Genomic DNA, 12,875 nt, shown 5'->3' with positions numbered 1-12,875 from the left:
TCAGGCCTGGCTCGCCGGGATCTCGGGGTGCACGACGTAGAAGAGCCGCGCCACCGCGCCGCCCTCCGCACGCACGCGATCGCCCGCGACGCCGGAGACCAGCTCGATCGTGGCGCCCGCGGCCAGCGCCTCGCGCAGCAGCTGCTCACGCTGCTCCGGATCGTCGATCGGCCACGCCAGCATGAGCAGCTCGACCTGCTTCCGCTCGAGGCACGCGGCCACCGCGGCCAGGCCCAGCGCCCCGCGCCCGCCGGACTTCGCGAGGTTGATCGCCTCGTCGACCAGCTCCACCTCTCGCGCACGCTCATAGGCGAGGGCGAAGGGCAGCGCCAGGCGCACGACCTCGCGGTCGTCGGCCCGCTGCGGGATCGGCACGATCGCCACCACTGCCTTGGCCACGCTCTCGTGCATCGCGTGCTTGAGCGCGTGCGCGACCTCGTCGTTGCCGCCGACGATCAGGCGCCCGGCGCCGGTCTCGTCCTTGAGCCGCCGCGCCTGCTCGGCGACCCCCTGCAGGAACAGCCGCTGGTGCTCCGCCGCGCTCGCCGCGAACGCGTCCTGGTTGTGCCCCGAACGCTCGGGATACTCATGTGCCACGAAATCGTGGCTGTGCGCGCCCTCGCGGCTGCCCACGCCCATATACCCGGAGATGAAGCGGGCCCGCTCCTGATCGACGATCACGATCAGGGTCCGCTCGTACTCGTCCATCAACCACAACAACGGCGCCAGCGCGGCGCGCCCGTAGCTGGCCGAGTTCTCGGCCAGCGGCACCGGCAGCTCGAACAGCTGCTCCGCGTGCGGGGTCAGGAACAGCGCCAGCGCCTTGCTGTGCCCGTGATAGTCGCCCAGCCGCGTTTCGGCGCGCGCGCGCAGGGCGGCGAGGGTCGCGTCCTCCGAATGCGCGGCGCTTAGCTCGCGCAGCCCGTTCTTCAGCCAGATCCGCCAGCCCGGGGTCGCGCCCTGATTCTCGAGGCGAGACGCGTCGACCGTCAGATACAGCGAGAGGGTATGGTCGGCGCCGGGCTGGGAGATCAGGCGATGGACATCAGGCAGGTCGATCATTCCGGCTCTCGTAGCACCCCCCACGCACTCCGCAACCCGACCGCGCCACCCGAACCCACGCGGCCCGGCGCCCCCTGCGGACCTCGCGGGAACACCTCGGCGCTTCGTTTGCGCTCGCTACATGCACGGCTTGCGCCGCGATCGCCTGCACAACCATAGAATCCATGCCCTGGTTGCTGGTACGCCGCTTGCTACGTCCGCGGTGGCCCACGATCTCACGGCGAACTCTCATGCATACAGCTGTCCGAACACTTGTCCTCCTCTCCCTCTCACACCTGCTTTTCGCCTGCTCGGGCGCGACCAACGTCGATTGCAAGCAGGTCACTGTGCCGAAGTACGCGGCCATGACGGCGTGGGCGCGGTGCACCAATTGCCATAGTTCGAGCCTCAGCGGCGGTAGTCGGGCCGGCGCGCCCTCCGGGATCAACTACGACAGCTACGACGCCGCCGTCGCCGACGCCGACATCGCCCTGTCCCAGGTCGACTCGGGTTCGATGCCGCCGTCGGGCAGCCCCAAGCTCAGCGCGGCCGAGAAGGACCAGATCATCAACTGGGCCAGCTGCGACACCCCGCAATGAGCGACCGGGGCCTGGCCACGGCCTGGCCCGCGGGTGCATCACGGCGTGATCGCCACCTTGAGCACCCCGTCGCGCTGATGGGCGAACAGCTCATACGCCGCCTCGATCTGCTCGAGCTTGAAGCGGTGCGTCACCAGCGGCCCGAGGTCGATGCGGCCGGACGCGATGACCGCCAGCAATCGCCGCATGCGCTCCTTTCCGCCGGGGCACAGGGTCGTCACGATCGTGTTGTCGCCGAGGCCGGCCGCGAACGCGGCCAGCGGGATCGTCAGGTCCGTCGAATAGACCCCGAGGCTGGACAGCGTGCCGCCCGGGCGCAACACCCGCAGACAGGCCGCGAAGGTCGCCTGGGTGCCGAGCGCCTCGATCGCCACGTCGACGCCGCGCCCGTCGGTGATGCGGAGGATCTCCGCGACAGGGTCCTGCTGCGTGTGATCGACGACGTGGTCGGCCCCGAGGCGCCGCGCCATCGCCAGTCGATCGGGCAGCGCATCGACGGCGATGATCGTGGTGGCGCCCGCGAGCCGGGCCCCGGCCGTGGCGCACAGGCCGATCGGCCCCTGGGCGAAGATCGCCACCGTATCGCCGACGCGAACGCGGCCGCTCTCGACCCCGCCGAGCCCGGTCGACAGGATATCGGGGCACATCAGCACCTGCTCGTCGGACAGCCCCTCGGGCACCGGCGCGAGGTTCACCATGGCGTCCGGGACGACGACGTAGTCCGCCTGACAGCCGTCGATCGTGTTGCCGAACTTCCACCCGCCCATCGGCTTCCACCCGTGCCGCGTGCCCGGGCCGTCCTGCGAGTGCATGCCCGCCAGCGAGGCGTGGCTGTGGCCGCACGGGGTGATCGCGCCGGCGATGACCCGCTGGCCCTCGTGGTAACCCGTGACGGCCGAGCCGAGCTTCTCGATGACGCCGACCGGCTCATGCCCGATCGTGAGCCCCTTGCGGACCGGATACTCGCCGCGGAGGATGTGCACATCGGTGCCGCAGATGGTCGTGGTGGTCACCCGAAGGAGGGCGTCCAGCGGACCGATGTCCGGGATCGGCTTGTCCTCGAGGACGATGCGGCCGGGTTCGACGAAGATCGCAGCTCTCATCTTGGGCATCCATTCGCTCCTCTTCGCGGGCGCCCACCATGGCCCGGACCGGCCGCCTCGGCCACCCGGGTGGGTCGCCCGGTGCAGCGCTTGCGTGCCGCGAATCGTCGGCACCGCGGCTCGACGCACACGGGGGCCGCTCCGTGCTCACCCTCGCCCCCAAAATCCCAATTCAAACTTCTTAGGCGCGACAACCCGGCGATCGTGCAGCTGCGCCCACCCGGGGCGTGACGGGTCCAGGTTGGCGGGGTGGCGGCGAACGCCCAGGTCGCGGCTGCCGCCCAGCTTCGCCCGACATCGATTGCCAGGGCGGTGGCCGCATACGCGCCTCGGAGTGGTCGACGACCCCGACGACATCGCCCGCCTCCTTCACGGCGCCCAAGCTCTCGCGGCCCCATCGGCCCGCTCAAGTCCGGTTGTTCTGACCGCGAGCCGGTACATCGACCGTAGCGACCCCGCGCCCCGCGAATTTCTGAGATCGAGTGATGGATCGGCGCGGCCCGAGGCACCAAATGCATCGGCCTCTCAAAGCGCGGCGGCGCTCGATGCGTCGCGCGCTCCCGTTTCCCAAGGAACGCCATTCCCATGTCCCAGCCTCGGCTCATCTTCTCGCTCACCCTCGCCACGCTGCTCGCCTGTACGGGCGGCCCCATCGCCGATCCATCGGGGACGGATGCAACTACCGATGCCGATACCGGAACCACCTCCAGCGTCCCGACGACCGGCTCGATGACCGGCTCGACGACCGACTCGACGACCGGCTCGATGACCGACTCCCCGACCGGCTCGACCGGCGATTCGGCCAGCTCGACCGGCGACACCACCACGGGCGCTCCCGACCCCGCATGCGGCGATGACAACCAGGACCCGGGCGAGGAGTGCGACAACGGGGCCGGCAACGCCGACGATCAGGCCTGCACCGCCGGATGCACGGTCAACGTCTGCGGCGACGGCCTGCAGGGCCCCGGCGAGGGCTGCGACGACGGCAACGACCTCGACGACGACGGCTGCAGCTCCGAGTGTAGCTTGCCGGACTGCGGCGACGGGCGCCTCGGGGGCGGTGAGGCCTGCGACGACGGCAACGCCGACAACACTGACTCCTGTACCGACGCCTGTACCGCGGCGGTCTGCGGCGACAGCTTCATCCAGCCGGCCAACGGCGAGACCTGCGACAATGGCGCCCAGAACGCCGACAGCAACGCCTGCACCGCCGGGTGCGCGCTCAACGTCTGCGGCGACGGCAAGCTGGGCCCCGGCGAGGGCTGCGACGACGGCAACGTGCTCGACGGCGACGACTGCAGCTCGGCCTGCAGCTCGCCCGACTGCGGCGACGGCCTGGTCGGCGGCGGTGAGGCCTGCGACGACGGCAACGACATCAACACCGACAAGTGCACCGATACCTGCACCGCGGCGGTCTGCGGCGACGGCTTTATCCAGCCGTCCAACACCGAGACCTGCGACGACGGGGTCAACAACAAGGCCGACGCCGCGTGCACCCCCAAGTGCCTGAAGGCCACCTGCGGCGACGGCTACACCCTGGCCGGCGTCGAGCAGTGCGACAACGGCGATCAGAACGCCGACAACAACGCCTGCATCCCCGGGTGCAAGCTCAACGTCTGCGGCGACGGCAAAAAAGGCCCCGGCGAGCTCTGCGACGACGGCAACCTCATCGATGACGACGAGTGCAGCAACACCTGCGAGGGGCCCCCGGAGGCCGCGGTCCTGAAGCTGAACTTCTCGCAGGTCAAGCAGTTCGACTTCAGCTGGGCGGCCGCCAATGGCGCGACCTTCTATCGCCTGCTCGAGCGCCCGACCCCCAACGCATCCTACGCGCAGCTCGGCGCCGATATCGTCGGGACCTCGACCTCGCGGACCATGCCGCTGCACCTGCGCTTCGGCGCGAGCTACATTTTGAAGGCCTGCAACGACAAGGGCTGCACGGACTCGGCGGCGGTGGACGTCGTCGACTCGATGGCCAAGGCGGTCGGGTACTTCAAGGCCTCCAACACCGAAGGTGATAGCTTCGGATCCACGGTGGCCCTGTCCGCGGACGGACAGACCCTCGCGGTCGGCGCGTATACGGAGGACAGCGCCGCGACCGGCATCGACGGCGATCAGTCCGACAACTCGGCTGCCAACGCCGGCGCCGCATACGTGTTCGTCAAGGTCGGCGGCGCCTGGTCGCAGCAGGCCTACATCAAGGCCTCCAATACCGGCACGCTCGACCGCTTCGGGGGCGATTTCTGGTCCAACAATATCGCCCTGTCGGCCGACGGCAACACCCTCGTGGTCACCGCGTACGCGGAGGATAGCGGCGCCACCGGCGTCGGCGGCGACCAAGGCAGCGATGCGGCCACCGAATCTGGCGCTGTGTACGTGTTCAATCGCGTGAACACCGCCTGGTCGCAGCAAGCCTACATCAAGGCCTCCAACACCGGCGCGAAAGACTATTTCGGGTGGAGCGCCACGCTGTCGGCCGACGGCGACACCCTCGCTATCGGCGCGACAGGTGAGGATAGCGGCGCCACCGGCATCAACGGCGACCAGGGCGACAACTCCGTCGCCGGCGCCGGCGCCGTGTACCTGTTCGTGCGGGCGAACGGCGCCTGGTCACAACAGGCCTACATCAAGCCCTCCAGCACCGGGAAAGGCTACAATTTTGGCGGCAGCGTCGCGCTCTCGGGCGACGGCAACACCCTGGCCGTCGGCGCGGTCGGTCAGTCCGGGGTCTACGTGTTCGTGCGGGCGAACAACGTCTGGTCGCAACAGGCCCACGTCAAGGCCTCCAACGCCGAGTCAGGCGACGTGTTTGGCCAGAGCGTCGCGTTGTCGACCGACGGCAACACGCTCGCCGTCGGCGCGTGCTATGAGGATAGCGCCGCCACCGGCGTCGACGGCGACCAGGCCAACAACAACGCCATGGACTCCGGGGCCGCATACGTGTTCGTGCGGGCGAACAACGTCTGGTCGCAGCAGGCCTACGTGAAGGCCTCCAACACCGGGGCCAATGACTGGTTCGGGTGGGCGCTCCGCTTGTCGGCCGACGGCAACATGCTCGCGGTCGGCGCGTACAATGAGGACAGCGCCGCGGCCGGCGTCGGCGGCGATCAGGCCAACAACGCCGCCACCAGCGCGGGGGCAGTGTATGTGTTCGTGCGGGCGAACGACATCTGGTCCCAGCGGGCGTATGTCAAGGCATCGAACCCCGCGACCAACGATAAGTATGGGACGGCCCTCGCGTTGTCCGGCGACGGCCGCCTCCTCGTCGCTGGCGCTCCCAGTGAAGCCAGCGCCGCCGTCGGCATCGGCGGCGATCAGGCCGATAACTCGGTCGCGTTCGCCGGGGCCGTGTATCTCTACTGATGCCGACACAGGGTGCCCGCGACGCTGCTCATTCGGGGCGTTGCCAGGCGCGCTTAAGCGTTTCAATGCGGGAATTTGGGCGAGAGGGTGAGTACGAAGCGGCCCGGGGAGCGGCCCGGGGAGCGGCGGGGAGCCCGCGGTCGGGGGATTTTGGCACGGTCGTGGGCGTGAGGGGAAGCGCGAGCGTGACGAAGCGTCCGGTCCGGGGCCAGAGAGGGGTAGCGAGGACGGCAGCGTGGCGCGGGTGGGTGAGCACGTCGCCGGGGCGCGTGGTCAGGCGAACAACAGGACCTGTCCAAGAGAAGGAGGCGCAGGGGGAGCGCGGGCGCCGTGGAGGATTCTGGCGATGGCGTCGGCATCGGAGACGACCTCGAGAACACGCATGCGGCCGCCGCATTTTCGGCAGCGGGTGACGTCGAGCGCGAAGACCCGGGCGAGGAGCTTTGCCCAGGCGATGCGCCGGGGTCTGGGCGAGGAGCTGGGCGAGGATTCGGCGGGGTCGCTGGGGAGGGCGAAGTCCAGCGCGAGCTGTGGCGGCGGCGGTGGTGCGGCGTGCTTGGGGATGACGCTCCGCCGTCATGAAGTGAGCAGCAGGCGCTCGGCCCGGGCGCGGATCCCCAGCAACATCTTGCGCTCCATCACGAACCAGATCGGGTCCGTGATGCCGCGCCAGATCACGAACTGCGCGACCCCGGCGCCCACCCGCAAGCGCCCGCGCACGATCAGCCGGCAGCCGGTCGCCGTCGGCCGCAGCACGAAGACCCACGACATGTCCCCCGGCGCCCCGGTCCTCGGGTCGCGGGCCTGCAACACGAGGTGGTGTTCGGGCACGACCTCGGCGACACGAAACACCGGATACCCCGCGGGGCCCATCCGTATCTCATCGCCGACCGCGAGGCCCTGGTGCTCGGGGAGGATCTCGTCGGCGTTCGTGATCCGGCAGCCCGCGAGGTTCTCGAGGCCCGCGTAGCTGTAGAGCCCGCCGCGGCCCTGACCGAGCTGCAGCAGCCACGGCCACACCGACCGGGCCGGCGCCGCGATCTCGATCGCCCGCGTCGAGCACAGCCTGGCCCCCGGCACCACCGCATCACCCGGCAGCGCCGCCGCGACCTCCTCGTCGCGCGCACCCCAGCGCGCATAGATAGCGCGCAAGATCGGCGAGAACAGCACCGTGACGGCGATCCCCAGCGCCCCGGCGACATTATCGAGTACCTCGCGGACCTGCACGCCGCTGCCACCATATCATCCCGACCCGACCCGGCTGCCCCGCGCCACCCGGCAGATCCTGCGTCCGGGGCACGATCGCGGCCCACGCCCGTGAGATTGCGCGGTGTCGCTTATGTGCGCGCAACTCCTTGCACGCCCCACAAAACGACCTATCGTCCCGCCCCATGAGCACCGCCTCCCAGAGCACCGTCACGGATCGACTGCGCGAGCCCCCGCTGCGGCTGCTGCGGCGCGCCGTCGGGGACCGCCCGGCCCGCCACGCGAAGTTTCGCCGCCTGCTCGGCAGCCTGCGCCACTACGGCGACGAGCGCCACGTCCTGCCGCGGATGCGGCAGCTGCAGGCGTCGGGCTATATCGACGAGATCCCGACGCGCCTGCAGCGGATCACCGGCGCGATCGACATGCTGCGATTCTTCATCGTCCCCTGCGCCGCCGACTACTATCAATCTCGCGGCATCAACTTCTACTTTCACACCCTCCTGCGATTCCTCGACGACCCGGCCTCGCTCACCGACCCGACCGGCTTCAACAGCGAGCGGGACACCATCATCGGCCACGTGCTGCAGGTCGTCCACGCCAACCCGGACTACGACCTCCAGCTGCTCGCCTCGTTCCCGGACGGCCTGCAGGCGATGGAGGACCAGGTCGTCCAGATCCTCGCCGGCACCCACCCGCGCACGGCCTCGATCCTCGCCACCGTGGAGGATTCGAACTATCACGCGCGCCTGCTCGAGCACGTGCGAGCGTTCCGGGCCCGTCCGCTCGGCGCCCCGCAGCTGCTCCGCGACAACGTCCGCGACGACCCACACTTCCACCAGCTCGAGCGGACCTTCGGCGAGCTGCCGAGCGCCATGCGCTACTTCAGCCGCCTGCCGCGCGACCTCCTGGGCGCGATCCGCCACGTCCTGTTCGTCCGCCAATTCCCGGTCCAGCTCGCGGAGTCCGCGGCGACGCCGACCTGATCCGCGACGGATCGCGGGCACAGCGCCCAGGCACGCCTGAATTTGCGTTGGCCCCCCGCCCCCGGCCCGTGCTCTCATGCGGGCCGCATGGGCCTGCTCGAGCGCCTCAAGGCGATCACACCACCGCGGCCACCCGCGTGGCTGAAGACCGCGATCAACCTGTTCGGGCATCGCCAGCGGCGCACGTGGAGCGACGGCTCGCGCGCCCACATCGAGCTCCGCGCCCTGGCCCCGCCGCAATTCGCCCGCTTCGCCGACGCGGTCGAGGCGACCTTCGCCGGCCTCGGCGGCGTCACCAGCGTCCGCCTCAACGGCCTCGTCGGCCGCGCGATCATCGAGTTCGACCCGACCCTGTGGAGCGTCGACAAGCTGGCGACGATCGTCGACGCGATCGAGCTGCGCCTGCAGCTGCGCGAGCTCCCCTTCGCCGAGACGATCCCCGACCACCCCGCCGACCTCGAGCCGCTGCTGCGCAAGGCCGTCGACCTCGGGGCCGACGCCATCGGCGTCGTGCTCGGCAGCGGCCTGCGCATCGTCGGCTTCGCCCCGAGCCGCGCCGGCTTCGACCTCGCCGCGGTAATGACGGTCGTCGACAACACCCCGCGCCTGCGCCAGCTGCTCGTCGACCGCCTCGGCACCGCCGCCACCGAGGTCGGCGTCGGCGTCACCAATGCATTCGTGCAGGCCGTCGGCGCCGGCCCCCTCGGCCCCCTCATCGACATGCTCGTGCAGGCGGTCAAGCTGCGCGCCGACCAGGCCCGCCGCGACGCCTGGACCCGCCGCGAGACTGAGCTCTGCGCCAGCCCGGGCGCCCCGCGCCGCGTCGACCCGCTCCCGCTCGAGCCGCGCCCGACCCCGCTGCCCGAGAGCATCGTCGAGCGCTACGCCAACGACGCCCTTTTCGCCTCGCTCGGCGGCTTCGTCGTCGGCATCGCCGACACCCACAACCTCGAGTCCGCGCTCGCCCCCCTGTTCGGCGGCCTGCCCAAGGCCGCCCTCTACGGCCGCACGATCTTCGCCGCCGAGCTGATGGTCAACCTCGGCCGCCGCGGCGCGCTCGTGCTGCGCAGCTCGGCGCTGCGCCTGCTCGACCGCGTCGACGCCGTCGCCCTCGAGGCCGACGCGCTGCTCTCCAGCGAGCAGACCATGGCGACCGTCCTGCCCGCCCCCGGCAGCGCCCGCGTCCTCGTGGCCGTCCACGCCGGACGTCTCTTCGACGGCACCACCTGGTCTTCCGTACATGTCCTCGAGGACTGGTCGCTCGGACCCGCCGAGGCGCTCGCGCCCGCCGGCCTGCCCGAGAGCCTGCAGGCCGCCGCCGCCGCGTGGCACGGCCACAGCCTGGTGCTCACCCACGCCGGCGAGGTCGCGGCGCTGGTCCTGCTGCGACCGAGCCTGCGCCGCGGCGCCGAGGCCTTGCTGACCAGCATCCGCCGCTCGCGGCTGCACTTCGTGCTCGCGGCCGACGACCCCGGGCTCGCGCGCCTGCTCGGCGCCCACGACAGCGTGCCCGCGGCGGGCCTCGCCGACGCCGTCCACGACCTCCAGCGCCACGGCCGCGTGGTCGCGGTGGTCGCCAGCGCCTCGCCCGCGGCGCTGGCCCGCGCCGCCGTCGGCATCGGCCTCGCCCTCGACCCGGAGCGGCCGCCGTGGAGCGCCGACATCCTGCTGGGCGACGACCTGCGCGACGCGGTCTTCCTGGTCGACGCCTGCGCGATGGCCCGCGACGTCGCCCAGCAGAGCGTCGTGCTCGCGGGCGTCGGCGCGGCCCTCGGCGCCGCGCTGGCGCTCGGCGGCCTGCGCAAGACCAAGCCGCAGCAGGTGATGCTGGCGACCCACGCCGCCTCGCTCATCGCCCTCGCCAACGGCCTGCGCAAGGCCAGCGCCCTGTCCCGAAGGCCAGCCCCGACGATCGCCGACCCGACCCCGTGGCACCGCCTCGACAGCGGCGCCGTGCTCACGCGCCTGGACAGCAGCGCCGACGCCGGCCTCAGCCCCGAGCTCGCCGCCCAGCGCCGCCACCCACCGCCACCCACCACCTCCCGCCCGCGCCAGTTCGTCGCCGCCGTGGCCCAGGAGATCGTCAACCCGCTGACGCCGATCCTCGTCACCGGCGCGGCCCTGTCCGCCGTCACCGGCTCGCTCCTCGACGCCGCGTTGATCACGGCCGTGTTCACGATCAACGCCACGATCGGCGGCGTCGAGCGCTTCCAGGCCGAGCTCGCGATCACCGCGCTCGAGCGCCGCGAGCGACCGATCGTCCGCGTGCTCCGGGCCGGTCGCTGGGACCGCCTGCCCGCCGATGAGCTCGTCGAGGGCGACATCGTCGAGCTCGAGTCCGGCGAGGTCGTGCCCGCCGACTGCCGCCTGATCTCCGCCGACAACCTCGAGGTCGACGAGTCGAGCCTCACCGGCGAGTCGCTGCCGATCGCCAAGGACCCCGCGCCCTGCTACGCCGCCGCGATCGCCGAGCGCTCGAGCATGATCTACGAGAGCACCGCGATCGCGGCCGGCCGCGCGCGCGCGGTGGTCGTCGCCGTCGGCGGCGACACCGAGGCCCGCCGCGGTATGGCCTCGCTGCGCGAGCTCAGCCCCGAGACCGGCGTCGAGGCCCGCCTGCGCAAGATCACCGAGACGACCCTCCCGATCGCCGGCCTCAGCGGCGCCCTGCTGGTCGGCGCCGGCCTGTTCCGCCACCAGGACATCCACCAGCTGATCGACCTCGGCGTCAGCATGACGATCGCCGCGGTGCCCGAGGGCTTGCCCCTGCTCGCCACCGTCGCCCAGCTCGCCGCGTCACGCCGCCTGTCGCAGCGCGGCGCGCTGGTCCGCAACCCGCGGACCGTCGAGGCCCTCGGCCGCCTCGACGTCCTCTGCGCCGACAAGACCGGCACCCTCACCGAGGGCAAGATCCGCCTCCACGGCCTCGCCGAGCCCGGTCGCGAGGCCCGCGTCGACGACGGCGAGCTCGCCCCCTGGGCCCGCGGCCTGCTCGCCGCGGCCCTGCGCGCCTCGCCCGCGGCCCCACTGCACGGCGAGCTGCCCCACCCGACCGACCGCGCCGTCGTCGACGGCGCCGCTCGCCTCGCCGTAACCACCACCCTCGAGCGCCCCGACTGGCGCCGCCTCCACGAGATGCCCTTCGAGCCAGGTCGCAGCTTCCACGCCGTCCTCGGGGCCACGCCCGCCGGCCTGTGGCTCTCGGCCAAGGGCGCCCCCGAGGTGCTGCTGCCGCGCTGCTCGCGGTGGACCCGCGACGACCTCGTCGTCCCGCTGACCGACGAGGACCGCCGCGCCGCGCTCGCGCAGGCCGAGCGCCTCGCCGCCGAGGGCCTGCGCGTGCTCGCCGTGGCCGAGCGCGCGGCCAGCGAGGAGCGCGACCTCGACGACACCCGCGTCGGCCAGCTGATCTTCCGCGGCTTCGTCACCCTCAGCGACCCGCCGCGGGCCACCGCCGCCGTCGCCATCCGCCGCCTGCAGGCCGCCGGCATCGCCCTGATCATGATCACCGGCGACCACCCGCGCACCGCGAGGCGCATCGCCGACGAGCTCAGCCTGCTCGGCGACCGCGACGTGCTCACCGGACCTGAACTTGAGGACATGTCCGACGAGACACTCGACGCCGCGCTGCCGCGGGTCGGCGTGATCGCCCGCGCCACGCCGGCGCACAAGGTCCGCGTCGTCAAGGCCCTGCAGCGCGCCGGTCGCGTCGTCGGCATGACCGGCGACGGGGCCAACGACGCCTCCGCGATCCGCCTCGCCGACGTCGGCATCGCCCTCGGCGAGCGCAGCACCGTCGCCGCCCGCGACGCGGCCGACCTCGTCGTCATCGACGAGCGCATCGAGACGATCGTCGACGCGATCGCCGAGGGCCGCGCCATGTGGTCCTCCGTCCGCGACGCGGTGGCGATCCTCACCGGCGGCAACCTCGGCGAGATCAGCTTCGCCCTGATCGCCGGCCTGCTCGGCGGCGGCTCCCCGCTCAACGCCCGCCAGCTGCTGCTCGTCAACCTCCTCACCGACGTCGCCCCCGCCATGGCGATCGCCCTCCGCCCGCCCTCCGCGGCGAGCCTGCGCGACCTCCTCGCCGAGGGCCCTGAGGCGGCCCTCGGCGGCGCCCTCGACCGCGACATCGCTATCCGCGCGGCCACCACCGCCGCCGGCGCCGGTGCGGCCTGGGTCGTCGCTCACCTGCTCCCCGGTGGCCGACGCGGCGCACCCACGGTCGCCCTGCTCGCGCTCGTCGGCACCCAGCTCGGCCAGACCCTCATCACCGGTCAGCGCACCCCCGAGGTCCTCGCCGCCAGCCTCGGCTCCGCCGCGCTGATGCTCGTGCTCGTCGAGACCCCCGGGGTCAGCCACGTGTTCGGCTGCCGCCCGATCGGCCCCATCGGCCTCGGCATCGCCGCCGTCTCCTCGGTCCTCGCCACCGGCGCCTCGCTGATCGCCCCGCCGATCGTCGAGGCCGTCCGCACCCGCCTCGCGCAGCGTCGCCACGAGCGCGACGAGCCCACCCTGGACGTCGAGATCAAGCTCGGCTCGCAAGAGCCCGCGCCGAGCCAATCTTCGTAGTCTGTCCC

Annotated in this window: 7 protein-coding genes; 4 read left to right on the top strand and 3 right to left on the bottom strand. The window is 72.0% G+C overall.

Annotation, left to right across the window (positions count from 1 at the left end; all coding sequences use genetic code 11):
• A complete protein-coding gene (locus IPJ59_RS18125; RefSeq protein WP_293256808.1) occupies positions 1-1,062 on the bottom strand; it encodes a baeRF10 domain-containing protein in 1,062 nt (353 codons plus the stop codon).
• Positions 1,063-1,292: 230 nt separating this feature from the next.
• On the opposite strand from IPJ59_RS18125, the gene IPJ59_RS18120 reads away from it, so the two are divergent.
• Complete coding sequence (locus IPJ59_RS18120) at positions 1,293-1,640, top strand: hypothetical protein (RefSeq protein ID WP_293256811.1); 348 nt, start codon at positions 1,293-1,295, stop codon at positions 1,638-1,640.
• Positions 1,641-1,678: 38 nt separating this feature from the next.
• On the opposite strand, the gene IPJ59_RS18115 is transcribed toward IPJ59_RS18120, so the two are convergent.
• On the bottom strand, positions 1,679-2,752 hold the full coding sequence (locus IPJ59_RS18115) for an NAD(P)-dependent alcohol dehydrogenase (protein ID WP_293272653.1): 1,074 nt from the start codon (positions 2,750-2,752) through the stop codon (positions 1,679-1,681).
• A gap of 576 nt (positions 2,753-3,328) precedes the next feature.
• Between IPJ59_RS18115 and IPJ59_RS18110 the strand changes: the two genes are divergently transcribed.
• Complete coding sequence (locus tag IPJ59_RS18110) at positions 3,329-6,106, top strand: hypothetical protein (protein WP_293272652.1); 2,778 nt, start codon at positions 3,329-3,331, stop codon at positions 6,104-6,106.
• 576 nt (positions 6,107-6,682) lie between these two features.
• Here IPJ59_RS18110 and IPJ59_RS18105 read toward each other — a convergent pair.
• Entirely contained in the window at positions 6,683-7,333 is a 651-nt protein-coding gene (locus tag IPJ59_RS18105; RefSeq protein ID WP_293272651.1) for a hypothetical protein, read from the bottom strand.
• Positions 7,334-7,497: 164 nt separating this feature from the next.
• Between IPJ59_RS18105 and IPJ59_RS18100 the strand changes: the two genes are divergently transcribed.
• Both IPJ59_RS18100 and IPJ59_RS18095 read left to right on the top strand, forming a co-directional pair.
• Positions 7,498-8,295, top strand: coding sequence for a hypothetical protein (locus IPJ59_RS18100; protein ID WP_293272650.1), 798 nt, complete (start codon positions 7,498-7,500; stop codon positions 8,293-8,295).
• An 87-nt stretch (positions 8,296-8,382) separates the two neighbouring features.
• Positions 8,383-12,867 carry a cation-translocating P-type ATPase gene (locus IPJ59_RS18095; RefSeq protein ID WP_293272649.1) on the top strand — a complete coding sequence of 1,495 codons (4,485 nt, stop codon included), beginning with the start codon at positions 8,383-8,385 and terminating at the stop codon, positions 12,865-12,867.
• The last annotated feature ends 8 nt before the right edge of the window (positions 12,868-12,875 follow it).

Source organism: Nannocystis sp., assembly GCF_016714285.1.
In the GTDB taxonomy this organism is placed as follows: Bacteria; Myxococcota_A; Polyangia; order Nannocystales; family Nannocystaceae; genus Nannocystis.
The sequence above is the reverse complement of the archived record's forward strand: the minus strand, read 5'-3'. Positions and strand labels throughout refer to the sequence as shown.

Bases quoted from the DNA above. Each gene is read 5' to 3' on its own strand.
- IPJ59_RS18125 (WP_293256808.1), bottom strand. From the start codon at position 1,062: ATGATCGACCTGCCTGATGTCCATCGCCTGATCTCCCAGCCCGGCGCC.
- IPJ59_RS18120 (WP_293256811.1), top strand. From the start codon at position 1,293: ATGCATACAGCTGTCCGAACACTTGTCCTCCTCTCCCTCTCACACCTG.
- IPJ59_RS18115 (WP_293272653.1), bottom strand. From the start codon at position 2,752: ATGCCCAAGATGAGAGCTGCGATCTTCGTCGAACCCGGCCGCATCGTC.
- IPJ59_RS18110 (WP_293272652.1), top strand. From the start codon at position 3,329: ATGTCCCAGCCTCGGCTCATCTTCTCGCTCACCCTCGCCACGCTGCTC.
- IPJ59_RS18100 (WP_293272650.1), top strand. From the start codon at position 7,498: ATGAGCACCGCCTCCCAGAGCACCGTCACGGATCGACTGCGCGAGCCC.
- IPJ59_RS18095 (WP_293272649.1), top strand. From the start codon at position 8,383: ATGGGCCTGCTCGAGCGCCTCAAGGCGATCACACCACCGCGGCCACCC.